The 25,797-nt window shown below is 41.7% G+C and carries 23 protein-coding genes; 6 read left to right on the forward strand and 17 right to left on the reverse strand.

All coding sequences use genetic code 11. The features are described 5' to 3' along the window. Window positions 1–35 precede the first annotated feature (35 nt). From KCV09_RS02835 to KCV09_RS02845, 3 genes are all read right to left on the reverse strand, one after another. Window positions 36–1,253, reverse strand: coding sequence for an IscS subfamily cysteine desulfurase (locus KCV09_RS02835; RefSeq protein ID WP_212515488.1), 1,218 nt, complete (start codon window positions 1,251–1,253; stop codon window positions 36–38). Between the two features lies 1 nt (window position 1,254). Then, the gene (locus tag KCV09_RS02840; RefSeq protein WP_004946658.1) at window positions 1,255–1,728 is read right to left on the reverse strand and encodes an Rrf2 family transcriptional regulator; all 474 of its coding nucleotides are present in this window, start codon (window positions 1,726–1,728) and stop codon (window positions 1,255–1,257) included. A 109-nt stretch (window positions 1,729–1,837) separates the two neighbouring features. Then, a complete protein-coding gene (locus KCV09_RS02845) occupies window positions 1,838–2,491 on the reverse strand; it encodes a hypothetical protein (RefSeq protein ID WP_212515489.1) in 654 nt (217 codons plus the stop codon). Between the two features lie 176 nt (window positions 2,492–2,667). Here KCV09_RS02845 and KCV09_RS02850 point away from each other — a divergent pair, with 176 nt between their 5' ends. From KCV09_RS02850 to KCV09_RS02860, 3 genes are all read left to right on the forward strand, one after another. Beyond that, window positions 2,668–3,126 (forward strand): phasin family protein, encoded by a 459-nt coding sequence (locus KCV09_RS02850; protein WP_048763749.1) that lies wholly within the window; start codon window positions 2,668–2,670, stop codon window positions 3,124–3,126. A gap of 166 nt (window positions 3,127–3,292) precedes the next feature. Beyond that, a complete protein-coding gene (locus tag KCV09_RS02855) occupies window positions 3,293–3,565 on the forward strand; it encodes an HU family DNA-binding protein (RefSeq protein WP_004936869.1) in 273 nt (90 codons plus the stop codon). A 135-nt stretch (window positions 3,566–3,700) separates the two neighbouring features. Beyond that, window positions 3,701–5,569, forward strand: a complete 1,869-nt coding sequence (locus KCV09_RS02860) for a SurA N-terminal domain-containing protein (protein WP_151746169.1) — start codon at window positions 3,701–3,703, stop codon at window positions 5,567–5,569. 36 nt (window positions 5,570–5,605) lie between these two features. Here KCV09_RS02860 and KCV09_RS02865 read toward each other — a convergent pair whose 3' ends face one another. Beyond that, entirely contained in the window at window positions 5,606–6,541 is a 936-nt protein-coding gene (locus KCV09_RS02865) for an AraC family transcriptional regulator (RefSeq protein ID WP_212515490.1), read from the reverse strand. A gap of 194 nt (window positions 6,542–6,735) precedes the next feature. Between KCV09_RS02865 and KCV09_RS02870 the strand changes: the two genes are divergently transcribed. Continuing rightward, a complete protein-coding gene (locus KCV09_RS02870; protein WP_212515491.1) occupies window positions 6,736–7,959 on the forward strand; it encodes an alkane 1-monooxygenase in 1,224 nt (407 codons plus the stop codon). Window positions 7,960–8,005: 46 nt separating this feature from the next. On the opposite strand, the gene KCV09_RS02875 is transcribed toward KCV09_RS02870, so the two are convergent. From KCV09_RS02875 to KCV09_RS02925, 11 genes are all read right to left on the reverse strand, one after another. Beyond that, window positions 8,006–9,211, reverse strand: coding sequence for an acyl-CoA dehydrogenase family protein (locus KCV09_RS02875; protein ID WP_119025057.1), 1,206 nt, complete (start codon window positions 9,209–9,211; stop codon window positions 8,006–8,008). A 30-nt stretch (window positions 9,212–9,241) separates the two neighbouring features. Continuing rightward, window positions 9,242–10,525, reverse strand: a complete 1,284-nt coding sequence (locus tag KCV09_RS02880) for an acyl-CoA dehydrogenase family protein (RefSeq protein WP_212515748.1) — start codon at window positions 10,523–10,525, stop codon at window positions 9,242–9,244. Between the two features lie 226 nt (window positions 10,526–10,751). Then, window positions 10,752–12,128: an ABC1 kinase family protein gene (locus tag KCV09_RS02885; RefSeq protein WP_004936883.1), complete on the reverse strand. Its 1,377-nt coding sequence runs from the start codon at window positions 12,126–12,128 to the stop codon at window positions 10,752–10,754. Between the two features lie 257 nt (window positions 12,129–12,385). Then, window positions 12,386–12,691, reverse strand: a complete 306-nt coding sequence (locus KCV09_RS02890) for a hypothetical protein (RefSeq protein WP_151795184.1) — start codon at window positions 12,689–12,691, stop codon at window positions 12,386–12,388. Between the two features lie 240 nt (window positions 12,692–12,931). Then, window positions 12,932–14,269: a basic amino acid/polyamine antiporter gene (locus KCV09_RS02895; RefSeq protein WP_212515492.1), complete on the reverse strand. Its 1,338-nt coding sequence runs from the start codon at window positions 14,267–14,269 to the stop codon at window positions 12,932–12,934. 5 nt (window positions 14,270–14,274) lie between these two features. Beyond that, window positions 14,275–15,153, reverse strand: a complete 879-nt coding sequence (locus KCV09_RS02900; RefSeq protein ID WP_212515493.1) for a homocysteine S-methyltransferase family protein — start codon at window positions 15,151–15,153, stop codon at window positions 14,275–14,277. Between the two features lie 169 nt (window positions 15,154–15,322). After that, complete coding sequence (locus tag KCV09_RS02905) at window positions 15,323–16,672, reverse strand: dihydroorotase (RefSeq protein WP_151746163.1); 1,350 nt, start codon at window positions 16,670–16,672, stop codon at window positions 15,323–15,325. Continuing rightward, window positions 16,662–17,222 carry a gamma carbonic anhydrase family protein gene (locus tag KCV09_RS02910; RefSeq protein ID WP_004946685.1) on the reverse strand — a complete coding sequence of 187 codons (561 nt, stop codon included), beginning with the start codon at window positions 17,220–17,222 and terminating at the stop codon, window positions 16,662–16,664. Before KCV09_RS02910 ends, KCV09_RS02905 begins: the two co-directional genes overlap by 11 nt. A 110-nt stretch (window positions 17,223–17,332) precedes the next feature. Further along, entirely contained in the window at window positions 17,333–18,667 is a 1,335-nt protein-coding gene (locus tag KCV09_RS02915; protein ID WP_004936898.1) for a sensor histidine kinase, read from the reverse strand. Between the two features lie 70 nt (window positions 18,668–18,737). Further along, a complete protein-coding gene (locus KCV09_RS02920) occupies window positions 18,738–19,418 on the reverse strand; it encodes a response regulator transcription factor (RefSeq protein WP_025094897.1) in 681 nt (226 codons plus the stop codon). Window position 19,419: 1 nt separating this feature from the next. Continuing rightward, window positions 19,420–21,075, reverse strand: a complete 1,656-nt coding sequence (locus KCV09_RS02925; protein WP_212515494.1) for a phosphoethanolamine transferase — start codon at window positions 21,073–21,075, stop codon at window positions 19,420–19,422. A gap of 330 nt (window positions 21,076–21,405) precedes the next feature. On the opposite strand from KCV09_RS02925, the gene salA reads away from it, so the two are divergent. Beyond that, window positions 21,406–22,677, forward strand: a complete 1,272-nt coding sequence (gene salA, locus KCV09_RS02930) for a salicylate 1-monooxygenase (protein ID WP_212515495.1) — start codon at window positions 21,406–21,408, stop codon at window positions 22,675–22,677. Between the two features lie 124 nt (window positions 22,678–22,801). Continuing rightward, window positions 22,802–23,692 (forward strand): LysR family transcriptional regulator, encoded by an 891-nt coding sequence (locus KCV09_RS02935; RefSeq protein ID WP_055414538.1) that lies wholly within the window; start codon window positions 22,802–22,804, stop codon window positions 23,690–23,692. Between the two features lie 31 nt (window positions 23,693–23,723). Here the strand turns inward: KCV09_RS02935 and KCV09_RS02940 are convergent, their stop codons facing one another. Both KCV09_RS02940 and KCV09_RS02945 read right to left on the reverse strand, forming a co-directional pair. Next, complete coding sequence (locus KCV09_RS02940; protein ID WP_212515496.1) at window positions 23,724–24,443, reverse strand: alpha/beta fold hydrolase; 720 nt, start codon at window positions 24,441–24,443, stop codon at window positions 23,724–23,726. A 30-nt stretch (window positions 24,444–24,473) separates the two neighbouring features. Further along, window positions 24,474–25,634 carry an OmpP1/FadL family transporter gene (locus tag KCV09_RS02945; RefSeq protein ID WP_104124801.1) on the reverse strand — a complete coding sequence of 387 codons (1,161 nt, stop codon included), beginning with the start codon at window positions 25,632–25,634 and terminating at the stop codon, window positions 24,474–24,476. Between the last annotated feature and the right edge of the window lie 163 nt (window positions 25,635–25,797).

Here is a 25,797-nt window from a genome sequence, read left to right on the forward strand (position 1 = left end):
AAATATGAGGGTTAAAACACCGATTTCAATTAAAATTAGTGTTCAGCCCATTCAACCGTAGAAAGGTCGATACCTTCCTTGTACATATCCCAAAGCGGAGAAAGTTCACGAAGTTTCTCAACAGCGGCTTTGGTTACTTCTAGCACGTGATCAATATCCGCTTCTGTGGTGTATTTACCGAAGCTAAAACGAATTGAGCTGTGTGCAAGTTCATCCGACAAACCAAGAGCACGTAATACATACGATGGCTCAAGGGTAGCAGATGTACATGCTGAACCACTTGATACAGCAGCATCTTTTAATGCCATCATCAAGGATTCGCCTTCTACAAAGTTAAAACTTACGTTAAGGAAGTTTGCAACGTTTTGTGTCGGATGACCATTTAAGAAAACTTGCTCTAGACCTTGCAAGCCATTCCACAATTTGTCACGTAAAACACGTAAACGCGCTTGTTCTATTTGAATGCTTTTTCCTGCAAGTTCAAACGCTTCACCCATGCCAACAATTTGATGAGTTGCCAAAGTACCCGAACGCATACCACGCTCGTGACCACCACCGTGCATTTGTGCTTTCAAACGAACGCGTGGAGTACGACGAACATAAAGTGCACCAATACCTTTAGGGCCATAAGCCTTATGCGCAGAGAAGCTCATCAAGTCAATTTTCATGGTCGAAAGATCGATTTCGACTTTACCTGCTGCTTGGGCAGCATCGACATGAAGGAATGTTTTATTGGCACGTGTAAGTTCGCCAATCGCAGCAACGTCAGTTACCGTACCCAATTCGTTGTTGACCAACATAAGTGAAACAAGAATGGTGTCTGGACGAAGCGCAGCCTTCACCATTTCAGGTGTAATCAAACCTGTACGTGGCTCTGGCTCTAGATAGGTGATCTCAAAACCTTCTTCTTCTAGTTCGCGGCATGGATCAAGCACAGCTTTGTGTTCGATTTTGCTGGTAATAATGTGCTTACCTTTCGAACCGTAGAATTGTGCGATACCCTTAAGCGCAAGGTTGTCAGATTCTGTTGCACCAGAAGTCCAAACGATTTCGCGTGGATCTGCTTTGATTAAATTGGCAACTTGTTCACGTGCATATTCAACTTTTTCTTCAGCTTGCCAGCCATATGCATGTGAACGTGATGCAGCATTACCGAATGTGCCTTCAAAAGTAAGACATTCCATCATACGTTCCGCTACTTCTGGAAGAACGGGAGTGGTGGCTGCATAATCAAGATAAATCGGACGTTTCATGTCAAATACCTGTAACCGAAAGAAGCGGTGAATCGAAATGAACTGAATTTTGACGTAGTGCAACGGTTTGAACGTTGTCGCGTGCGATCAAGTCAGCCAGTGTGATTTTTGCTAAGTAATCGGCAATGTGGTGAGAAAGTTCTTGCCATAAGTCATGTGTTAAGCACATTGCACCGTTTTGGCAATTGCCTTTATGGTCACAACGCGTGGCATCGACAGTTTCATTAACTGCTTCAATGATTTCTAAAACCGTGATTTCGGCAGAGTTGCGTGCCAAGTGGTAACCACCATTTGCTCCGCGAACACTCGAAACCAAGCCATGACGCTTAAGTTTTGCAAAGAGTTGTTCGAGATAGGCCACTGAAATGGATTGGCGAGCTGCAATTTCTGCTAGCGTGATCGTTTGTTCAGTTGGCTGCAAGGCTAAATCAAGTAAAGCAGTCACTGCGTAGCGACCGCGAGTTGTAAGACGCATGATTCGGTACACATGTTGAGACTAGATAATGGAATTTTATGAATCCTGACTAAATTAGTCAAGTTTTTTCACTGTCATTTAAATCGCTTTAGATAATCAGATTTTTCTATTAGTTGTAATTCAGCCACGTAGTATACACCAATAACAAAACCAAAACGATTGTCGTAATACCAAAGCTGATATTAGTGATGCGCTGACGACGCTCCAAGCGACGTAAACGGTTTTTATATTGTTTCACTTCGACAGTTAGCGTATTGATATGGGTGCGTTGCTGATCGATCTTGTCCAAGAGGGGAGCGATTCGCTTTTTTGAACCTAAAATATCATCTGGAGAAGCTGGTTGGTTTAACCATTGTTTCCAGTCTGCAAAAAGCTTAGGTACACTAAAGTGAAGAATGATATCTTTGAATTGTTCTTTAAGTTGTTCGTCGCCTTCAATGCGCATTTTTTTGATGCTATAGCGATTACCCACAGACAACACTTTAAATAAATCCATTAAAGTCGTATTGACGGTAAGATCTACCGGGTGCTCTGGCGCTTTATAATCGAACAAAATGCCTTTTTCACAAAACTGTACATAACAGTCGAAATAAGGAAGATAACTGTTGATGCGGATGGTCACTTTGTTCTGAACAAACTTTTTTGCTTGCAAAGCAATGACACCGTCGTTCTTTAAGATAAAAGTGAAGACAGTTTCAAGGATGATCAAAATAATATTGAGCAACAAATAACTTTGTTCTTTTCTTTGTTGCGCTTCGCTCATAAAAAGTGAATCCTTAGATAACGCATGTGTTGAGTAATACAGCTCGATATAAAAATCAATTTAGTTTGCTTTGTAGAACACTTTTAATAAACGATCAAGTGCTGGCTTGTTATTATAGAAGCATTTTTAATACAAATCCGACAAAGTGATGCGAAAGTAATCAGGAGTAACGACGAATGGAAAAAAAATCAGTCAATGCAGATGATCTAGACAATGAATCAGAAAAAAAATGTGAAAAAATAAAAGCTTCTCGAAAATCGGCGTTAGATTTTAGAAAATATACCAAGCAGATCTGGTTGGCTGGTTTAGGGGCTTTCTCACGTGCAGAGGAAGAAGGGAATAAGCTTTTTGACTCATTGGTCAAAGTTGGAGAAGAGCTTGAGTCAAAAACCCAAGATGTTGCCGATCAAACTGTACATCGGGTAACTGAAAAAGCCAAAGAATCTGTCGTTGATACAAAGGACAAAGTTGAAAAGATGATTGACCATAGTGTCCATCATTCGCTGAATCGGATTGGTCTTGTGACTACAAAAGACGTTCAGCATCTGGAGCAAATGTTAGTACAACTTACGGCAAAAGTTGATTTGTTGATACAAGAAAATCAAAAGTTGCAAGCGAAATTAAATGAAAAGTGAGAAAAAACTGATTTTGGCAAATTTCTTCATAAATTCGTCGTTATTTTAACTAAAACAGCTTAGGTAGTATTGCGTTTCCCCCTAAAGCATTGCTATAAAGGCGTCATGGCCTTTTTAAACTTCAGCCTTGGATCTCAAATAAACGAATTAAGAGGACGTTACCTTCATGAATAAATCAGAATTAATTGATGCGATTGCGGAGAAAGGGGGATTGTCTAAAACTGATGCTGGTAAGGCATTGGATGCGACTATTGCTTCTGTAACAGAAGCGCTTAAAAAAGGTGATTCTGTCACTTTAGTAGGTTTTGGTACATTTAGCGTGAAAGATCGTGCTGCGCGTACGGGCCGTAACCCAAAAACTGGTGAAGAGCTTCAAATTAAAGCGACCAAAGTACCAAGCTTTAAAGCTGGTAAAGGTTTAAAAGATTCTGTTGCTTAATCTTTTAATAAAATTAAACGCGCCATCTTAAGGCGCGTTTTTTATTAAAAAAAGATGCGTCTCTGAGTGTTTCATACATTCATTCAATAGCGTTTTTCAGTTAAAATCCCTCCGAAATAAAATATTGGAATATTTATGGAATCGTTTCGTAAAGTCATTAAGGGTTGGCTTGGAAAAGTCCTGCTGATTTTGTTTTTGACCCCTTTGGCGCTCGTGGGAATTGAAGGCTATTTTGGCGGGGGAAACAAAGCAGATGTTGCTAAAACGGTAAATGGTCAAGATATCTCCAAAAAGGATTTGGAAAATTTAACCAAAACCTATAAAGAACAGTATTTGTCGCTAGTGAAAGGTGATGAAACCTTATTAAATCAATCGTATATTCAAGAAAATGCGCTCAATACCCTTATTGCTCGTAGTCTATTGTTACAGCAAGCAGAAAAATTAGGCATTTCTTTGAGCGATGCACAAATTGAACAAATGCTGGCTCAGCAACCAAGTTTCCAGGAAAATGGTAAATTTTCTGAAACCTTATACAGCAATTACTTGCGCTCGGTTGGCATGACCAGTCAGGCATTGATCGCAAGTCTTCGTCAAGATCATGCTTTGAAAATGCTGACGTCAAGCATCGTCGATACAGCACTGGTGAGTAAACATGATCTCCAGCAAGTTGCTGTCTTACAAACAGAGCAGCGTACGTTGCATTTGGCTAGCATTAAGCTTGATGAATATAAGAAGAATATCAGTGTAACCAATCAAGAAATTGCTGACTATTACAATGCACATAAAAACAGCTTCAAACAGATTGCAAGTGTAGATGTCGACTATATTGTGGTTTCACCATCACAGGTAACGACGGCACCGGCGGCGGTTACTGAAGCAGAATTGCAACAGGCTTATAGCACTTTTGTAGAAAATCAAAAGAAAGATGCCAAACGAAATGTAAAGCACATCTTGATTACTTTGGATAACCGAACTGATGCACAAGCATTGAAACTGGCTAATGATGTTTATGCCAAGATTCAGGCTGGAACTTCATTTGCTCAGGCCGCGCAGCAGTATTCAGATGACACCAGCTCAAAAGCTAATGGTGGTTTAGTCGATGCTTACCAACCGGGTGTCTTCTCGGTAGATTTCGATCAGGCAGTTCAGTCATTGAAAAATGGTCAGATTTCAAAACCTGTGAAAACGCAATATGGTTATCATATTATTCAGGTTGAAACGGCTCAGCAAAATGTGCCTTCGTTTGAGGCAGAAAAAGCCAGATTAACTGCTGAATTACAAAAGTCTAAAGCAGCAAATGCATACTCAGACACCATCAATCGTTTAAATGAAATGGTGGTGAGTAGTGATGCATTAGATTCAGTTGCTCAAGAAGTAAAAGGCAGCAAAGTTGAAGCACTCAACGGCGTCACAGTTGGAACGCAACACCCACTATTGAGTCAAGCCGGTGTCAAGGCAAAACTCTTTAGTGATGATGTAAAGAACGGTGACCGTAATGCATCGACCAACATTCAGTTGGCCAATGGTGATACGATTTGGGTGAAAGTCCGCAATTATCATGCAGCAGGTGTAAAACCTTTAGCCGCTGCAACTGCCCAAGTGCGTGCTAAACTCATCGAAGATAAGGCCTTTAAAGCTGCTCAAGCAAAAATTCAAACGATTCTGAATGACTTTAAAACACAACCTGCGGCACAAGTTGTTGCAAAAAGTGGTTTACGTTTTGAAAATGCAGGAGTGTTTGCTCGCTCTCAAGGCCTAAAACGCGAAATTGAACGTACAGCATTTAGCCTAAGCGCACCAAAAGCTGGTATGTGGTCTGTAGCTGCGACTAAGCTACCCGACGAAATGGTTGTGGTTGCCGTATCTGATGTCAATTCAAAAGCAGTTGATGCATTGAATCCAGAGCAGCTTCAAGAGTTGAATAAGCTTTATCAACGTTTCCGCGGACAACAGGAGTTGGATGATTACACCCAATATCTGAAGTCTCATGCAAAAATAAAATAAGTTTCAATTAAAAAAAGCGCCGAAATGGCGCTTTTTTTACTCGATATTTACATTAATACTTTGTCGATACTGTTTGGGTGTTTGTTCAAACTGTCGCTTAAAGGCTTGACTAAATGCAGTTTCAGAAGCATAACCCACCTTATGGGCAATTTGCTGAATATTGAAGTTGCTGGTTCTGAGTAGTTGGACCGCGAGCCGTAAACGATGTTGCTGTAAATAAGCCAGTGGCGTTTCGCGTAGCACACTCTGAAACAAACTGGCAAATTTTGAACGCGACATACAGCATTGATCTGCGAGTGTTTCGACCGTCCAAGGCTGTTCGGGATATGCATGAATTGCCGCTAGAGCGCTAGACAATTCTGGATGTTTCAGTGCAGTAAGCCAGCTTTCTTGATCGTCAAGCTGTGCAATATAATCGCGAACACATTCAATAAAAAGAATACTCATCAAATGATCAAAAATTTTATCTCGACCTGGTTGAATCCGCTGCGTCTCGAGTGCCACAAAATACAACCCGACGCGTAGCCATTCAGGCCCAGTCGAACTCATGGCATGATGAATATGAAGAAATGCAGGTAAAGCATCGAGTAGTGGCCCAGCCATATGCATATCAATATGACTACGCACAGTAAAGATCAGGGCGTGTTCATTTGATCCAGAGCCGAATTCAATCGCGTCATTGAGATGACCATTGAATAGATGATCAATACTCATGCTGTCAATCAGCTTACTCTGCCTATCATTCGAGACGTGATGTGCTTTTCCAGAGGGAATCAGCACAATATCGCCTGCCTGTGCTTCGACCTGCGTGCCATCGGTGATGTAAAATGTTGCACTTCCCATCAAGATGATATGAGTCACCAATGCATCTTGTGCACCGCAATGAAAAGCCCATTCACCTTGGGTTTTAAGGTATAAATATTCAGACTTATTTAAATGAATATCATCAAAGATTTTACTCAGTGCATCCATACCGCGTTTCAGATTCTTTTTATGTCTTGATTATATTACGTGATTTTCTCATCTACATGTGATTTTAGGTCATTGAAATGGATGAAAATGCCAAAGACGTTTAAATAGGTTTTTTGGACGCCTACGACTGTTTTAACAGCGCAGAATACATAATCATAGCTTTAACACAAGGCAAGAAAAAGAAAGGATGCACAATGAACGCACCAGTGAAAGTGGACCCGTCTTTAGAAGACGCCATTCAGGCAACTAAGTCGATGCGTGAGATTGATCGCAAACGCTACTTATGGATGATCAGTCCTGCGCTTCCAGTTTTGGGTATCGGAATTTTGGCAGGCTATCAATTTTCTCCTCGTCCGATCAAAAAGATCTTTGCATTGGGCGGTCCATTACTTCTGCACGTAATTATTCCGACGATTGATACGCTGATTGGCAAAGATGCCAGTAATCCGAGTGTGGAAGAGATCAAACAACTCGAAAATGATCCATATTATGCTCGGTTAGTCAAAACATTCATTCCTTTGCAATATATCGCTAACGTATATGCTTGCTATCTAACGAGCCGCAAACAAACATCGTTTTTAGATAAAATCTTACTCGGCATTTCAATGGGGGCGATTAATGGCATTGCCGTGAATACAGCACACGAATTAAGTCATAAACAGGATCGCATTGATCATCTTTTATCGCATCTGGCTTTGGTTCCGACTGGCTATAACCATTTTAGGATCGAACATCCTTACGGGCACCATAAACGTGCGGCAACCCCAGAAGATCCCGCGTCATCGCAAATGGGAGAAACCTTTTATGAATTTTGGCCACGCACCGTATTTGGTTCACTTAAATCTGCGATCGAAATTGAAACAACGCGTCTAAAACGTAAAGGCAAAAAGTTCTGGTCGAAGGAGAATGAACTGTTGCAAGGCTGGGGTATGAGTGCTGCTTTTCACAGCAGTATGCTGGGTATATTTGGTAAGGGGACACTGCCTTATTTGGTGACTCAGGCATTTTATGGCATTAGTTTATTTGAAATTATTAACTATATTGAGCATTACGGTCTATTACGGCAGAAAAAAGAGAATGGTCAATACGAACGAACCATGCCTGAGCATAGCTGGAACAATAATAATATTGTGACCAATTTATTTTTGTACCAGTTACAGCGTCATTCTGATCATCATGCTTATCCAACACGACCATTTCAGGCGTTACGCCATTTCGATGAAGCACCTGAGTTACCAAGCGGATATGCCAGCATGTTATTGCCAGCCATGATTCCACCACTTTGGTTCAAAATGATGGATCAGCGTGTGCTGGCGCATTATAAAGGCGATTTATCTAAAGCCAATATATATCCTAAACGCCGAGCCAAATTGTTTGCAAAATTTGGTCTAACCGATCCAATGCAATCATCTGAATAAATAAAAAAGCCTCTTATGAGGCTTTTTTTAAACTTAAAAAATTGAATTACTTGAGCTCGCTGGACGATTTACCGAGTTCTCGCCGTGCAATAATGAGTAACTGAATTTGTTGAGTTCCTTCAAAAATATCCAGAATTTTTGAGTCACGCGCCCATTTTTCGAGTAGTTCATCTTCGTTATAACCCAAACCTGCCGCGAGTTCGACGCATTTTAGGGTGATTTCATTACAAATCCGTGCAGCTTTGGCTTTTGCGATTGAGGCTTCTTTCGAGTTGGGTTGTTTATTGTCAGCCATCCATGTCGCTTTAAGGGTCAATAAACGGGCCGCTTCCCATTCAGCTTCCATTCGATAAACCTGCGCCGCCAAATGAGAAGTCTGTAAGTAGGGGGTGCTGTAATGCGGATCGAGATGATCTTTTAACAGTATTTTAATGCGCTCAAGTGATGCCTTGGCACATCCTATGGCCATAGCAGCAACCAGTGGGCGGGTGTTATCAAAAGTTTCCATAACACCTGCAAAGCCTTTGGCAACATCGATCTCGGCATTGCCAAGCAAATTTTCGGCACCAATTCGACAATCGACAAAACTAATTGCAGCGGTATCTGAGGCCTTAATTCCAAGTTTATGCTCCAGACGTTCAATGGTCATGCCCGGCGTACCTTTAGGTACCACAAACGACTTAATTGCAGCTCGACCCAGCTTTCGATCCAGTGTTGCCCAAACCACCACGGCATCAGCACGAGCACCCGATGTCACATATATTTTCTCACCATTTAAAATATAGTCATTACCGTCTTTTACTGCGGTGGTTCGAATGGCAGCGGAGTCGGAGCCACAATTGGGTTCGGTAATGGCCATTGCAGCCCAGATGCCTTTAAAGCGTTTCAGTTGTTCGTCATTTGCTACCGCTGCAATGGCAGAGTTACCAAGTCCCTGACGCGGCATACTGAGCAATAATCCGGTATCGCCATAGCACATTTCTATAATACCGAGTGCGGTTGACATATTGGTGCCGTTTCGAATGCCTTCTCGATTTTCATCGCCGCGTTTGCTCGCACCCGCTGCGCCTGCATTGATTCCGTCACCACCTTCATTCATGCCGTCAATCAGTGAGGCAATCATATCGAGTTCTTTAGGATAGGCGTGCTCAGCTTTGTCATATTTGCGTGAAATGGGGCGTAAAACATTGACTGCGACATCATGCGCCTGACTGACCATCATTTTAAATTTTTTGGGAGTTTGTAAGTTCATGGCATATCCTTTATTGTGCTTGTCGTGTATTTATGCATGTAAGCCCGAGTGAACAATCGCAGTTGCGCGCAAATCTCGATACCAGCGTTCGACAGGATGTTCTTTGGTAAAGCCATGACCGCCCAGAATTTGCACGCCATCTGTGCCGATCCGCATGGATTTTTCGGCACACAATAAACGAGCCAAGTACGCTTCACGATGAAAGGATTGGCCAGCTTCTGCAAGACTGGCCGCATTCCAAACCAGCATCCGCATTGCATCAATCTCTATCGCCATATCGGCCACCATAAATGCCACACTTTGACGATGCGAGATAGGTTCGCCAAAGGCGATCCGATCATTGGCATAGTCAATACAATAGCGTTTAACCGCCTCGCAAGTGCCAACTGCCATGGCACACCACATCAAGTTACCCAAATCGACAAATGCACTGTAGTCAAAATCATCGTCACCTAAGCGCTGGGCAGGGGTCTGCTGAAACTCAAGTGTTACCGTTTCAGTCGCTTTTAAACCCATCGCTGGTGATGACTTTATGGCAATCGTGTCACTTCGCTCAACTACAAATACATCGGGCTGGCCCTCAAGCATGGCACTGACGAGGTAAAGATCGGCATGCTCACCTAAAAGCACCAATGTTTTTTGTCCATCCAAGTAAAAATGGTCACCTTCACGCTTGGCTGTCGTTTTAAGCTGAAACGGATTAAATGCGGCAGTATTCTCTTGCGTTGCAAAAGTGGCTTTTAACTGACTATCTTCAGCAAAAGCGGATAAATAACGTGATTGAATGCTTTGTGATCCCCAGCGAGTGATCGCATTGATGGCACTAAAGCTGCTTAAAATCCCTGCGGCTAGACTAAAATCACCTTGCGCCAGATCTTCTGCAATTAAAATATTACTCACAATATTTTGCTCACTGGCTACACCTCCTGCAGCTTCGGGAAGGGCGTAATAATTCAGGCCAAGTTCATCTAGATATTGCCAAATAGTTTCGGGAAATTGTGCATCATGATCGGCTTGATGTGCATGTGTATAGAGCACTTCCTGTGCAAATTTGCGCATGGCTTCGCGAGTCATGGTTTGTTCTTCGGTCAAACTCAAATCAAATAAATCTTTGTTTTGCCGAGGCAGGCGCTGTCGATCAATTGAGTTGGATTTAAACGTTTTCTGCGCTTTTGAAAGTGCCTTAAAGCCTGTTTTTGAACCTTGATAAAGTGATCGTTCTACAAACTTTCTAAGTCTGAGTTGATCAAGTACGTCACTTCCTGCAAGTTTGGTAATCAATGATAGTCCTAAACCTTGCGCCTTACTCACCATATTTGACATTGCAAACTCCGTTGCCCTGAAGGGAATACGAACTATGCTGACATGCTGTAAAAGTAAAGACTATGTCATGGATGACAGGGGGAAAAATTTCGACTAACGGTAAAAGACAATTTTTTATATTTATAAGTGTATGAATATTATGGAATTTAATTGATTTTTGAAAATGGGCTTTTAACGGAATTGACTAGGATGACAAATGTCATCCTAGTCAATTGAATCATTGAACAAATTTTTGAATCATACGACGAACATTGGTTTTGGCTTCAATCACGGTCATAAAGGTGTATGCACCAATGAATTTGCGGCTGATAAACATAAATTCTTTTGGCGGTACAGAAAAATAACGCGAGGCCATCGATTTGCTGGCTTGTTGCATCACACGGCTATGTAGCTGGCTTTTTTTCCAGTCATAGCGGTTATCCTGATCCATCAGACCCTCTGGCATGTCTGGATTATTTTGTGGTGAACTGAAAGCTTCAGTTGCCAGCAAGAAAACCTTGGCCATATCTGGCTTGATGCTTTGCGGGATTGAGTCAAAGAAACCGTAACCTGTCATGGCTGCAACCATTTCTTCACTGCTGTGATGATAGCCAGCCTGAATCAAATTACGTGCAACGTTGAGCAGATGATCATCGAATTGGCGGATCGCACCAAAATCGAGTAAAACAATTTTGTCGTTGATGTCCTCGCCATTGCCCAAACGTACCAAATAGTTGCCGAAGTTTGGATCGGTCTGCATTTCTCCCCACTCAAAAATCTCGCGGACAGCAATTTCAAGAGAGGCTTCACCCAGTTGATTACGGCGTTCTTGTGGCAAAGACAACATTACGGGGCTATTAATTGGGACGCCACGTTCATAGGTCATGCATAAGATTTTGCTGGTACAGTAGCGATCGACAATTTGAGGAACAACATAACGTGGATCGTTTTTTAAGCGCTCTGCAAAGCGACGCGTAGTTGCAGCTTCAATATCGTAACTCACCTCACGGTGCATCATTTCTCTGACTTCTTCAAACCACTGATCAAACTCACGTGTTTGCGGCACCATGCGGGTGAGTTTCAGCATGTTTTTAAACAGGCTCATATCCGAGTCAATAGCTTCGGCCACACCTGGATACTGAATTTTTAATACCAGCTCTAGACCGTCAGATTTACGTGTTGCGCGGTGAACCTGTGCCAATGAAGCGGTACCGATAGGTTCATGATCAATAATAAGATCATCAAGCTTACTGCCCAGTTGCGTTTGTAAATGCGATTTGATTGCAGGCCAAGCCAATGCGACGGTCTGGTTATTGAGAGTATTGAGTGCCTGAGTAATTTCCTCAGGTAGAAAGTGCTCGCCGTAGAGTGCCATCATCTGGCCGATTTTGACGATAGAGCCTTTCAGCTTGCCAATTTCCGAAACCAAATAATTGGCTTGTTCGGTCATGGCTTTTTTTCTTTTCTTTTCCTTTTCTGCTTCACTTGAAAACATTGAGCTTGCACTTGCAGTGGCCCAGCGCGTGCCTGCGAGGAACGAGGCTTTTGCGATCGATAAGCGTCGATCCATCGAAGAAGTTTTTAAATTCTTAAGCTTATCGTTCTGATTTGACATATAAAATCCTTTGCTGAAACACGCAGAAAAGTAATGAAGACAATTGTAACGAATACTACAGGCTCTAATCGTATTAAAACAGTCATAGGCTGTTTAAAAGATGAAAAGTATTGCTGCAATCAGACGCTGAAATTGAGGGTATCGTATTTTAAGGCAATTTTGTAAGTGAATAAAACTGAATTGTGATGAACTGCAGTCGATTTATCTGAATTCATTCAACTTTTTCACCAAGTATTGTTATTCAGTATCCAGCTTGACTACATCGCATACTGAATCTTGATCTGGTGACGCTGTTTGAGTTGAACCTTGTTGGCTTCAATATGCTTGGCAATCATGCTCTTGACCAAATCGTGAGTAAAACCCAAGGCGTATCCTTTTACAATCACAATACTAGGGAGTGTAAAAAAGAAGTATCGCGCATCGTCGAGTGAAGGCTGATCAAAAATTTTGTGTTCTTGCAAGGTTTCGCAAAAGAACGTTTTTTCATTTTGCACATGATGTGAAGCGTGGTCACTCCAGTACTTTTCACGCATTGCCATAAGATTATTATGCTTATAACTCATATCGAATGTACCTCTAGATGGATCAATCAAAACTTATCACATTATTCGCTCAGATGAGTTTAATCAACTCAATGTGAAATCTTTGCGAAGCGTGTTGGTCCGCTGTTGATGGAAGTCTACAAGTAAATGAACAGACTATAATGAGTAAATTACAAAGAAAAAAATACAGTGATGAAGATTAAGCCATGAACATGGTCAGGTTTAAGCTACATCACTGTATGGCTGAAATCATGAATTATTTTAATCGTTGAGTAGTTTTTCTGTATTACCGCGTTTGACCGAATAGCGGCTATAAAAATAAATCACGAGCCCGAGCAGGTACAAAATACCAGACAACAATAACAAAGACAGACCTGCAGCATATAACAGCCACAACGCATATAAGGTTGCGATACCGGCAATAAAAATATGTTTGCCACGTTTGTGGCGTGCAGATTCTTTCAGATAAAAAGCAGAAACCAAAAAGTAAGGCAACAGGATCATGACCGATGAGATCAGTAAAAGCTGGGTGTAGTTTTTATTGAAAAAACATACTGCAATCAATGAAAGCTGTACCACAATCGAGGTCAGCCACAATGATGTAATCGGTACATTATTGGTATTGGTTTTTAAAAAACTTTTTGGAAAGGCGCCATTTTTTGCAGCCAAAAATGGAATTTCGGTTGCAAACAAGGTCCAGCTTAAATAGGACGAAGAAACTGAAATAATCAGCCCCAATGTAATGACAATGGTACCCGGTAAACCAATCAATTGCGCAAGGATACTGGCCATAGACGGATTATGCATGCCTGCAATCTCTGCACGCGTATTGATACCGTATGACAACACCGTCACCATGACATAAAAGCCCAGTGCCAATAACACACCCAGTAGAGTTGCTTTACCGATATCGTTTCTACGTTTGGCGCGTGACGACAGGACAACGGCGCCTTCGATACCTGTAAATACCCAGAGCGTAATCAGCATGACATCACGCACTTGTTGCCATACTGGCATTTGTAAGGATGTATCGAGAAAATTTAATTTGAATAGTTCAAGCTTGAACGCCACAAACGAAAACAAAATAAATACGACAAGTGGCACAATCTTGGCAATTGTTGCCAGCAAATTGACCAAAGCCGCTTCTTTAATGCCTCTACTGACCAGCCAGTGCACAAGCCAGACAAAAATGGATGAGCCTATAAGCGCATATAGGGTATTGCCTTCACCAAAGTAGGTATGTTCAGGCGTATCGGTAAACATACCCACCGCAGAAAAAGCAATGACCACATAGCCAACAATCCCGACAGTGGTACAGAGCCAGTAACCCCAGGCAGAACAAAAGCCGATCAAATCGCCAAAGCCTTCACGTGCATAGTTGTAAATCCCGCCGTCCAGATCTGGACGTTGACGGGTCAAATGTAGCAAGGATATCGCCAGAAAAATAATACCGACGCCAGTGATCAGCCATGCAAACAGTAAAGCAGAACCATTGGCAACAGCAGCCATATTTTGTGGCAGACTAAATACGCCTGAACCGACCATGGAACTAAACACCAAGGCGGTGAGGGAGAGTAAACCAATTTTAGAAGTGGACATGCGGCTTAGTCTTGAAAAAATTGAGAGAGTTTCTGAATATGTTCAGGACCAATACCACAGCATCCCCCAATCATGCTGGCGCCTGCCTCTTGCCATTGTTTGGCAAATTGTAAATACGCGTCTGGATCTAAGTCTTTTCTGATTTCATCTAGACCATCATTGGCTGTGGCTTCACTGTTTTGTGGCGGAAATGCATTCGCATAGGCACCAATTTTAATGGTGTCTGGAATGAGTTCACGAATTTCTTGAATCGCTTGAAGAATGACTTCTGGCTGACAGCAGTTGAACAGTACGGCACTGACATTTAGTGATTTAACCAGTTCGGCAGTTTCTGCGATGCTTTCGCCTGAACGTAGCTGTGCAGCAGGAAGCGCCTGATCATCTTGGAGGGTAAAGGAAACCCAGAATTCACGACTGTCTTGAGGTAAAAGCTCACGAACAGTACGAACTTCTGCCAAACACGACTGAGTTTCTGCAAGCCATAAGTCAACGTCAGGCGACAATGCTTCAATAATAGGGCGTGCCAAAGTGGCTGCTTCATCTGCCTGAAATAAATCGGCGCGGTAAGAACCAAAAAGTGGAGGAAGACAGCCCGCAATCTGCACCGCAGCGCCACTTTCTTCAACTGCACGTTTGGCCTGAGTAGTGGCAACCTTGACTAAATCAGTGCCCTCTTGATCAAAACGGTCTTGACCAATATGAAAAGGTACAACTGCATAGTTGTTGGTGGTAATGACTTCAGCGCCTGCACGAATAAAATCTAGATGAACCTGCTTCACAATATCAGGTGCTTCGGTAAGTGCCAAAGCTGACCATTCAGGTTGTCTAAAAGGTGCACCACGACGAGCCAGCTCGCGCCCAAATCCGCCATCTAAAATTTTCATAAGATCTCGAATACAAAAAAAGTTGATTATAGAGGATATAAGCACCGCCACCTGTGTAAAAAATTGACAACTGGGGGTATGCTTATAAAAAAATAAGCAATTTATATGAATATTTTAGATAAAGAAAGATTAATTTGGTTCAATCCTCTTAATGAAAGATGGTCCAGATTCATCGATCAATTTCAAGTGCATGACCTCGGCAATTGAGATACAACTGCTGATTGTGCCACGCGATTTGTCCCGATACGATGGTGGTGGCGACGCGATACTGAAAACTTTTATGCTGAAAAGGGGTCCAGCCACAGTGCATGTAAATCGGCTGCTCGGCAACGGACCATGGATTTTTTTCGACTAAAACCAGATCGGCCCAATAACCTTCTCGAATATAGCCGCGCTCTTTAATTTTAAATAAATCGGCCACGCGGTGTGAGGTTTTGCTGACCATATCTTCGATACGTAATTGGTCTGCCGCAACCAGCTCAAGCAACGCAGGCAGGGCATGCTGAACAAGGGGTAAACCTGCTGGTGCATTGAAGTAATTGTTTTGTTTTTCATCCCAAGTGTGCGGAGCATGATCTGTACCAATAATATCTAACAAATCACTTGATGAAACAGCTTTAATCAAAGCTTCTCGATCAGTTTTTGTTTTGATTGACGGGTTACACTTGATCAGATGACCGAGCTGGTCGTAATCTTGGGCATCAAAATGTAAATGATGAATACATACTTCAGCTGTTATGTGCTTTTCATGAAGCGGTTTATTTTCAAAAAGTGATAACTCTTTGGCTGTGGTCAGGTGCAGTACATGCAATTGCGTCTGATATTTTTTTGCCAGCTCGACTGCCATTTTTGAGCTTGCATAGCAGCAAGCTTCATCGCGAATCAGTGGGTGAAAATGCGCAGGAACATTCTCACCATATTGCGCCCGATACAGCGCCTCATTGGCAGTAACAATGGGGCTAGATTCACAGTGCGTGAGTAAAATAGTGGGAACATGAGCAAATAAAAACTCAAGCGCTTTGGGATCATCTACCAGCATATTGCCAGTAGAAGAACCCATAAAGACTTTCACGCCGCTGACCAGCTTTGGATCGAGCTGCTCAATGATCGACAGATTGTCTGCACTTACACCAAAATGAAATGCATAATTGCCATGACTCGAGCGGGCTGCAATTGCTTTTTTGGCATTCAAGGCATCTAAGTTTAGCGTAGCGGGCTTGGTATTGGGCATGTCCATGAAGCTGGTAATGCCACCTACAGTTGCTGCTGCCGACTCAGAGGCAATAGTGCCTTTATGTGGCGCACCCGGATCACGAAAGTGAACCTGATCGTCAATCATGCCCGGCAGTAGCCAAGCGCCATTGGCCTCGATCTCTTTTGCGCGATATATGCCTGTAATCGAGGACTGTATTTTGGAAATACGACCTTGCTGAATCAAAACATCACAAAATTGGCTATGACCTTCATTGACCAGATGCGCGTTACGAATAATCAGGTCGGGTAAGGCATTAAAACTCATTGGATAATGCCTTATATCCTTGAACCAATTCAATGTTGGTGGTCACTACGCTTTCTGAAAATTCGGTAATCGAGACATCAATTGGGGGATACGCCGCCAAGTCGGTTTTGGCGTTGATATAACTCATGGCAGGGACATAAAAGTTAGGCGGTAAATCACGACCATCGACAACGGCATTATGACGAATGGCACTGTTGTTACCGATTTTGCAATTGAATAGCACACTGTTAAAACCGACAAAAACACGCGCACCGATGACGCATGGCCCATGAATAATCGATCGGTGCGCAATTGATGAGTTTTCACCAATTTGAACGGCTGCACCGGCTTTTGAATGAATAACCACACCGTCTTGAATATTCGAATTTGCACCAATCACGATCGGTTCCATATCACCGTTTTCATCGGTTTCATCTGCGCGAATGACAGCGTAAGGCCCAACAAACACATTGGCGTGAATGATGACTTTGCCACAAATGATGGCAGTCTGATCAATGTAGGCAGATTGATGAATTTGCGGCAAATGGCCTGATGGGTTTTTACGAATCATAGTCAATATTATTAAGCAGTGAATGAATGGGAGTTACAGTGGTCTGTATTATTGTTATGTTATAACATAACAATAAATTCAATCAAGTCATTCAATCCTTAATTTTTGGCCTAAAATGTTGTTGATTCGTCCTTTGATTCAGGAATAGGCTTGAATTGTAATTGCACGCATAATCCATTTAAAAGATTAGACGTCTTAAATTGCATAGATGCATCGAGTGACTGCAATGCGGTATTGACAATCGAAAGCCCTAAACCACTTCCTATTGCATTATGCTGAGTTTTTTCTAAACGAACAAAACGTTGCAACACATGATTGTATTGATGCTCTGAGATTCCCGGGCCATTGTCGTGGATATCGACACAGATCATTTCATGATCGTATGAAACTAAAATACAGACCTGATTTTTGGGTGGGCTGTATTTAATGGCATTATCAATGAGGTTGATAAATATACTTTGCAAGGTATTGGGGCGCGCCAAAATCATCACTTGCTCGAGAGCGGGCTCAATACTGACTTGAATTTCGATTTGTTTTTTACGCGCATTGGCCAATAACTGACCGACACTTAAGCGAAGTGCATTGACCAGATTGAGTGACTGTAGTGGCTCATCTTGCTGAATTTCCTGATGTGCCAAACTCATGAGCTGATCGACCAGATGTGACATGCGTTTCAGACTCAGAGATAGATCATTCAGATTTTCTTGATAAAACGGATGATCTTGTGGTGTTTTAAGTAAAAGTGAGGTTTGTAGCTTTAAAGCAGTCAGTGGTGTTCGAAGTTCATGAGCAGCATTGGCAATAAACACTTGCTGCTGATTTTTTGCCTCATCAATGCGCTTAAACAAATAGTTGAGTTCATCTATGGCTGGACGGATTTCCATCGGCAAATGATCAATTTTGACCTCTGACAGATCGGTGTAATTGCGCTCTGAAAAAGTACTACGAAGTTTGGTGAGCGTTTTGAGGTGATGACGAATCAAACGATATACGCCATAAATACCAAATGGCATAAAAAAGATATACGGAATCAGCATGTTAAATGCCAATTCTTTGGCAAGATGTCGCCGAACTTTGATTAACTGACTAATCTGAATTTGCTTGTCTTTGGCAGGATACACATAAATTTTAAGTTCGCCGCGGATGGTTTTTTTTCTTGTGAAATATGGGGTAGAGGAGTATGGCAAAATATAGTCGTATTGTTGGCTTAGTTTTGCAAGTTCGGTATCTTTAATAATATCAATAAAGACATCGGTTTCATCATACTCAGCTTTAGGATCATAAGTAGATAAGCGTAATGACAAGTCGTTTTTATCGAGAAATTCCGCCATTTCCTGCATTTGGCGATCGATTACCTCCTGAGATTCTTCCAATGCAATTCGATACGCCGCAATTCCGATAAAAAAAAGCAAAAAAATACTGAAAAGCGAAATGCTCCACGTCATACGTTGGCTGAGTGGTTTTTCGCGATAAAAGGATCGAAGCTGACTGAACCTGAATTTCAGGCCTCGGTGGTCATTTGTCTGTGCTTTCAACACAATAGCCTAAGCCTCGCACATTTCGGATAAAATCTTTCCCTAACTTTTGTCTTAAATTATGAATATGGACCTCAATGGTGTTGCTGTTCACTTCATCATCACAATCGTAGAGTTTTTCTTCGAGCATATTTTTAGAAAAAATCTGATTGGGATACATCATCATCGGTTCTAAAATGGCCCACTCTTTATTTGAAACATTAATGGGCTGGCCTTCTTTGAGTAGTCGATGTGTATTTGGAAAAAGCTGAATCTGACCCACTTTAAAACTAATTTCACTTAAAGAGGAATAATTACCGCGTCGCAAAACGGATTCAATCCGTGCCACTAACTCATCAAAATCGTAAGGCTTGACGATATAATCATCTGCGCCGAGCTTCAAACCCTGAATCTTTTCTTTACTCTGATCGCGGGCACTGATAATAATCACTGCCAGCTTGTTTAGCTCCATTTTTTTACGAATGTGCTTGAGTACGTCTAGGCCGTCAAGTTCCGGCAAGCCCAAATCGAGTAAAACCAAGTGATAAGTCTGGCGAAATAAAAAATCGAGTGCCTCGATGCCATTTTTGGCCCAATCGACTTCAAACTTCTCATGCTGAAGCAGCTTGAAAGTCGTTTTACCGATCATGACATCGTCTTCTATGTATAAAATTCTGATCACGCTACAGTTTACCTCTGCATTGAGCGGTCAAATCCAAGCTTGAGTCCAATACCTGTGTTCGAATATGCAACAAGCCCAACACGGTTGGAAACAAATTATCTTGACTGACCGGATTATTTTTTTGTCCGTTTAAGCACTGCTTGATTGTTTGTTGCTGTGGCCATGTCGTTGAAAACCAGAATAACATAGGAATGTGCGTTTGTTCTTTCGGCGCCATAAAATAAGGCGTACCGTGGAGATACAATCCATTTTCACCAGTCGATTCACCGTGATCCGATAAATACATCAGACCTGTCGAGACCGGTAAAGCATCGAGGGTATGAATCAATGTACTCAGTACGTGATCGGTATACAAAATGGTGTTGTCGTAGCTATTGATCAAGCTTTCGCGTGAGCAGTTTTGAATGTTGTTGGTGTCACAGGTCGGCGTAAATTTTTTAAAATCAGCAGGATAACGTTTGTAATAGGCTGGCCCATGGCTCCCTAGTTGATGCAATACAATCAATTGATCTTTTTTGAGCTGTTTTAAGTCAAGCGCTTTAAGATAATCCTTTAAGGCATCGATTAAAATTCCGTCATAACATTCGCCGTCTTTACACTCGTTTTTGTAGCGTGGGTCGTCTTTAGGCGAGATGTAATGTTGTATACGATCACATGCGCCTTTGCAGCCCGAATTGTTGTCAATCCATGTCACTTCATAGCCTGCGTGCTGCACAATATCTAACAGGCCTTCACGATGACCCGCCAATGCTTCGTCATACGCGCTGCGCTTCATGCCTGAAAACATACACGGCACTGAAACTGAGGTTTGCGTACCACAAGAGGAGGCTTGAGTAAAATTTACCAGATCAAGTTTACTTAGCTCTGGATTGGTCGGTTTGTGATAACCATTTAGGCTAAAGTTTTCTGCACGCGCTGTTTCACCCACCACCAGCACCATAATTTTAGGTGCATGTGCACCCACAGTATGTACGATGTGTGCATCTTCACCGTATTTGACCAAAGGCAGATCGCGTTTTTTATATTGCCGGCGGGAATAACTCCAACTACTCGAGATCACATTTAGCGGTGAAATCTGTGCTTTAAGCTCTCTATTTTCGCGAAAGATCGGCGCATATTGGCTATAAAAAGAAAAAAGTCCAGCACCTATGATAAAAAGTGCTACAGCCAAGCTGCCGAATTTACCAATCAACAAATGCTTAAGGTTATTGGCTGGCTTGATTTGAATAAATAAAAGACCAATTAAAGGTACCACAATGATTTTAAGTACCCATAACAACAGCGGTATAGAGAGCAAATCCAAAGCTTCACGCGTATCGGTTTGCATGACATTTTCAATCTGCGCGGTATTGACATTTACACCGAGTTGATTGACAAAGTAAGAGGTTAACCCCGTTAATACAATCATGATCACAGCGACAGTTTTGGCAGATGCTCGCCAACTGATCAATTGTAAAAAGATAAAATTTACGCCAGCAATCAGTAAAAATGTGGCACTCATAAACAGTACTTGCATCAAACCGTCAAATGCACTGAGCTGCAAAACTTTATGATAAAAACTGCCATTGGTAAAACTGGCCAACCAGCAAGCCAGAATAGCATTAAAGGTGTGTATCGAGACACGCCATTGTTTGTTTGGTGTTAAAGCGGCAAACATATTTTGGTCTTTAAATGTTCATTGAGATTCTAGGTATATTAGAAAACTCAAAAATTAAGAAAAAATTAGATTTAGAATGAATTCACGATCTTCTGATTGTTAGAAGTTACATATTTTCAAGTGCTTAATATAAGAAAATGGCCATTTTGATCGATCTTTTGTCTTGTAGAAAAGATATTTGAAAATTTTTTAATGATCATTTGTTTTTATGTTTTTGTTTTTTTTAGATTATTTAAAATATTGATGTCTGTCATTGAGATCTTTTAATTGGATAAGTTTTGTGCGCTAACGCAAGATGAAACTAGATAAAACAACACTCAAAGGAATTGTGTGATGAAAAAAGTTCGTATTGCATTGGTGGGTGGTGGTATTGCGGGAGTCGCGCTTGCAGCCAACTTATTTAAACAGCCGCATTTAGATGTTTGCTTATATGAAGCAGCACCTCAATTTTCTGAAATTGGTGCCGGAATTTCATTTGGCGCGAATGCGGTTCGTGCCATTGAGCTACTTGGTTTGGCTTCGCAATATACCGCGATTGCAGATCAAGTATCTGCGCCATTTCAGGATGTATGGTTTCAATGGCGAAATGGCTATAACGATGATTATTTGTCGAGTTCAATTTCTCCTCAGGTTGGTCAGTCTTCGGTGCATCGTGCCGATTTCTTAGATGCTATTTTAGGAAATATTCCACAGCACCAGTGTAAGTTTAATAAAAAACTCAAATCGATTCAGGAGTACGATACGCATATTGAATTGAGTTTTGAAGATGGGACACGCGCCGAAGCCGATTATGTCATCGGTGCAGATGGTATACACTCCGCCACGCGTGATTATGTGCTGCAAACCCATCAGTTTGCTCCAGTACGTCCTAATTTTACTGGCACGTGGGCTTACCGCGGTATCATCAAAGCGACAGAATTTAGACAGGCCATTGTGGCAGCCGGCCTAGATGTAGAAATTGCCGACGTACCACAAATGTTTTTAGGCAAAAACAAGCACATTTTGACCTTTCCGATTCGTCAAGGTGAAGACATTAACATTGTGGCGTTTAAGACAAACGCTGAGCAGCTTACGCTTGCAGAACATACCCCATGGACACGTGCGGTAGACAAACAGGAAATGTTGGACGATTTTCAGGACTGGAGCGAAAGCTGCCGAATTTTACTCGGTTTGATTGAGCGTCCGACCTTGTGGGCACTGCACGAACTGGCCGAATTGCCGACTTATCAAAGTCACTCTGGCCGCGTCATATTAATGGGAGATGCTGCACACGCTATGTTTCCACATCAGGGTGCCGGAGCAGGACAAGGGCTTGAAGATGCACTTACGCTAAAAGTGTTGTTTGAGCACACTGAGCTGACTGTTGAAGATTTACCGCGAGTTTCTGCAATTTATGAACAGATCCGAAAAGAACGCGCCTGTAAGGTTCAGCGTACTTCGCGTGAGTCTGGGCAAATATATGAACTTAACTCAGCGCTGTATCCAAGCTTTGAAGCAGTGGGTGCACATTTGCAAAACCGTTTTGACTGGTTATGGCAGCATGATTTAGCACAAGACATGTTAGCGGCCCGAGCAGCGCTATCGCCTGTTGCAACGATTTAAACACTAACAATTTGGCACAAGAGTGTTTTAAACGACTTGTGCCTTTAGCACAATTCTATTTTGAAAAAGTTAAATAAAAGTGTTTATGATAGGATTAAATTAAAATCATGGAAGATCTTAAAACGTGGACTTAAGTCTGATCCGTATTTTTATTTGTGTTTATGAAAATAAAAATATCAGTAAAGCCGCTGAGATTTTAAATCTGAGTCAACCTTCTGTTACCTATAATTTAAATCGATTACGTAAGCATTTAAATAATCCTTTATTTGAACGCACGCAATATGGTGTGGAAGCAACTAAATTATCGCATGAATTATATCCTGTATTTAAAGAGTCGATTTTAAAAATTGAAATAGCAGTCGATGAGGCATTAAATTTTAATCCACTCACTTCCAATAAAATCTTTCGAATTGGTTTATCAGATATTGGTGAAATTTGCTTGTTACCGACATTAATCGAATACTTAAGAGCACATGCCCCAAAAATAAAAATAGAAGTAGAAGAGATTAAAATTGATCAAGTCGAAAAATGGTTAATCGAAGGATTTATTGATGTGGCTATTTTTAATAGTACACATTTGGAGTTTAAGCATCTTGAATATGAGACTCTTTTTTTAGAGCGATATGTTGCACTGGTGAATATGAATCATCCGCGAATAGGAAGTACGCTCAGTTTTGATGCGTATTTGAATGAATCTCATGTGGCGATAAAGTCATCTACCGGGCATACTCAGGTCGATCATGTATTAAAATTAATGGGGCATCAGCGTAAAATTGCTTTGGAAGTGCCTCATTTTGGAGTTTTACAAGGTGTGCTGGATAAAACAGATTTGATGGTGACGCTGCCCAGTCGTGCTGCACAGCAATATTTAAATCAATCCCATGTCCGTGTTTTGGAATTGCCGTTTCAAATGTCTGAATTTTATGTGGGCTTACATTGGTTTGCCCAAACCAATGAACCTCTTGCTCGGACATGGTTGATTCAAACCTGTAAAAAGGTTATTTCAGTTTTGTAAGACCGCGGGCTAAGCCCGGCAGTCTAAACAATTAATCATGACTGGCTTCAATAATTTTAGTCGCCAATTCCTGAGGGCGGGTAAACATTGCTTCATGGCTTCCACCCATTTCAACCAACTTGAATTCTCCAAGTCGGCTCGACATTTTAGGGTGCCAAAAGCCAGCAGGTAAAGCCTGATCTTCGGTGCAGTTCAGGTAGCTTTTGGGGATATTCAGCGTATAGAATTTTTTTAGATCCAGTCGATCATGAAAGGGTTGACAAGGCTCAGGCGTCAGCATCTTATAAGTTTCCTCGGCCATTTGATCATCTGCATCATTGATGAAAGCATGACGCCATACTTCATAAGGCAGTAAAACGGTATTATCACCCGATGCTGCGGCCAAACTCGTAAACAGCTCGTAGTAGGCTTCCGGCATGTTATCAAACATATTTTCGCCGTCTTGTAAAACAAAAGCATTCCAGTAAATCAGCCTTTGGATGCGCTCGGGAATGACCTCGGCGACTTTGGAAATAATGGTGCCACCATAGCTGTGCCCAAGCAGTACAATCTCGCTGAGATCATGCTTTACGATATAATCCGCAATCGATTGACTGCACTGCGTGTGAGTCACATTCCGGTCGGCATTTGGGCCATGGCCTGCCACAGTCGGACAGTGCACGGTATGGCCTTGAGTACGTAAATGAGTGGCTACAGGTTCCCAGAGAGAGCCATCGTGCCATGAGCCATGAACAAGTACATATGTTGTCATTTTGATCGTCCTTTAATGTATTGATCGCGTTTAAAAGTCTTTTGAAATTCCGAGGGTAATCACATGGTTCTGATTACTTAAATGGGTACCTGTGCTGTTTCCAGTGCCATTTAAGGTTTTGTTCACCGCATATTCATAGCTAAGATTGAGTGTTGCAAAACCAAGATCACGGCCGTAGCCAATAGTCCATGATTGATTGGCGACGGCATTGGCATAAAAATTCACCAATGTGTCTTGAGTATCTACGACTGAGTCTGCATGGCTATAGCCAAAACGCAAATGATCATGAGGTGTGAGTTGATAATCCACGCCAGCTCGATAAATCGTTTGATTTTGCCAGTTAAAAGAACCTTTTTTCCCTAATCCATCAGCATCTTGCCAATTAAAACGTACGATATCGGCTGCTAGAGTAAGTTTTTGATTTGGTTTGTGTTTAATCCCGATTCCATAACGTTCTGGCAAATTAATTCTGCCTTCACTGCGTGCCAATAAATCATTTTTATAGTCATCGAGCTTCGAAAATTTCATTTCAGTGCTATAGCTCGCGCCAAGCCACCAATTGGGTTGAAATTCCCAAGTCGTACCTACACTTGCACCAATCCCATAGGCCCATTGATTACCATGGCTTTCTAGAAAAATAGGCGTGCCTTGTCCATCGACTCCTGCAAGTACACCTTTTGCCCTAAATTGCTGAATGCCTAAATCTAAACTCGCCCCCAAACTGAGATTCGGTAAAACCTTGTACGATACCGTTGGACTTGCCTTTACAATCGCCAGATTATCTTTGGCTTTATCGGCTGGAAACCCATGGATTGCAGGTTCATCATAGTCTACTGAAGCACCTGCACCCGTGAGACTTAAACCCCAACTTAAGCGGTCGTTATAATGCTGCACCAAAGCCAGACTTGGAATCGGAATGACTTTATTGGAATAAAAGCCTTCTGGTTGATTCAGTAAGGTTGCTTTAGAACGAATATTTAATAACGAAAGTTGGGCATCTGCACCACTGTTTTGAAAAGACAGATTGGCAGGATTATCATGAATCGAGGTTCGATCCATACCTTGAGCAAGACTTACACCGCCCATAGCGCTTGAAACTTGTCCAGATCCAGTATTATAAACGCCATTAAATGCATAGCTTGATAACGGCATACAGCCGATCAGAACCAGAGATAATTTATGAGGAAACATACTCAAAATCCTTGTATTGGATAAGTCAAACCATTTGACTTTTATTTATCTAAAATTATTTAGAGTATTTTAAATTTTAAATGATTGGTTTTATATTTTTAGTCATGTGAGAGTATATATTTATACATTATTGATATAATAATTTTATGGGTAAATTAAAAAG

This window comes from Acinetobacter soli (assembly GCF_018139125.1).
Classification (GTDB): Bacteria; Pseudomonadota; Gammaproteobacteria; order Pseudomonadales; family Moraxellaceae; genus Acinetobacter; species Acinetobacter soli.

What these genes read in the sequence shown, in the direction of transcription:
- KCV09_RS02835 (WP_212515488.1), bottom strand. Translation starts at nt 1,253, where the DNA reads ATGAAACGTCCGATTTATCTTGATTATGCAGCCACCACTCCCGTTCTT.
- KCV09_RS02840 (WP_004946658.1), bottom strand. Translation starts at nt 1,728, where the DNA reads ATGCGTCTTACAACTCGCGGTCGCTACGCAGTGACTGCTTTACTTGAT.
- KCV09_RS02845 (WP_212515489.1), bottom strand. Translation starts at nt 2,491, where the DNA reads ATGAGCGAAGCGCAACAAAGAAAAGAACAAAGTTATTTGTTGCTCAAT.
- KCV09_RS02850 (WP_048763749.1), top strand. Translation starts at nt 2,668, where the DNA reads ATGGAAAAAAAATCAGTCAATGCAGATGATCTAGACAATGAATCAGAA.
- KCV09_RS02855 (WP_004936869.1), top strand. Translation starts at nt 3,293, where the DNA reads ATGAATAAATCAGAATTAATTGATGCGATTGCGGAGAAAGGGGGATTG.
- KCV09_RS02860 (WP_151746169.1), top strand. Translation starts at nt 3,701, where the DNA reads ATGGAATCGTTTCGTAAAGTCATTAAGGGTTGGCTTGGAAAAGTCCTG.
- KCV09_RS02865 (WP_212515490.1), bottom strand. Translation starts at nt 6,541, where the DNA reads ATGGATGCACTGAGTAAAATCTTTGATGATATTCATTTAAATAAGTCT.
- KCV09_RS02870 (WP_212515491.1), top strand. Translation starts at nt 6,736, where the DNA reads ATGAACGCACCAGTGAAAGTGGACCCGTCTTTAGAAGACGCCATTCAG.
- KCV09_RS02875 (WP_119025057.1), bottom strand. Translation starts at nt 9,211, where the DNA reads ATGAACTTACAAACTCCCAAAAAATTTAAAATGATGGTCAGTCAGGCG.
- KCV09_RS02880 (WP_212515748.1), bottom strand. Translation starts at nt 10,525, where the DNA reads ATGGTGAGTAAGGCGCAAGGTTTAGGACTATCATTGATTACCAAACTT.
- KCV09_RS02885 (WP_004936883.1), bottom strand. Translation starts at nt 12,128, where the DNA reads ATGTCAAATCAGAACGATAAGCTTAAGAATTTAAAAACTTCTTCGATG.
- KCV09_RS02890 (WP_151795184.1), bottom strand. Translation starts at nt 12,691, where the DNA reads ATGAGTTATAAGCATAATAATCTTATGGCAATGCGTGAAAAGTACTGG.
- KCV09_RS02895 (WP_212515492.1), bottom strand. Translation starts at nt 14,269, where the DNA reads ATGTCCACTTCTAAAATTGGTTTACTCTCCCTCACCGCCTTGGTGTTT.
- KCV09_RS02900 (WP_212515493.1), bottom strand. Translation starts at nt 15,153, where the DNA reads ATGAAAATTTTAGATGGCGGATTTGGGCGCGAGCTGGCTCGTCGTGGT.
- KCV09_RS02905 (WP_151746163.1), bottom strand. Translation starts at nt 16,672, where the DNA reads ATGAGTTTTAATGCCTTACCCGACCTGATTATTCGTAACGCGCATCTG.
- KCV09_RS02910 (WP_004946685.1), bottom strand. Translation starts at nt 17,222, where the DNA reads ATGATTCGTAAAAACCCATCAGGCCATTTGCCGCAAATTCATCAATCT.
- KCV09_RS02915 (WP_004936898.1), bottom strand. Translation starts at nt 18,667, where the DNA reads ATGACGTGGAGCATTTCGCTTTTCAGTATTTTTTTGCTTTTTTTTATC.
- KCV09_RS02925 (WP_212515494.1), bottom strand. Translation starts at nt 21,075, where the DNA reads ATGTTTGCCGCTTTAACACCAAACAAACAATGGCGTGTCTCGATACAC.
- KCV09_RS02940 (WP_212515496.1), bottom strand. Translation starts at nt 24,443, where the DNA reads ATGACAACATATGTACTTGTTCATGGCTCATGGCACGATGGCTCTCTC.
- KCV09_RS02945 (WP_104124801.1), bottom strand. Translation starts at nt 25,634, where the DNA reads ATGTTTCCTCATAAATTATCTCTGGTTCTGATCGGCTGTATGCCGTTA.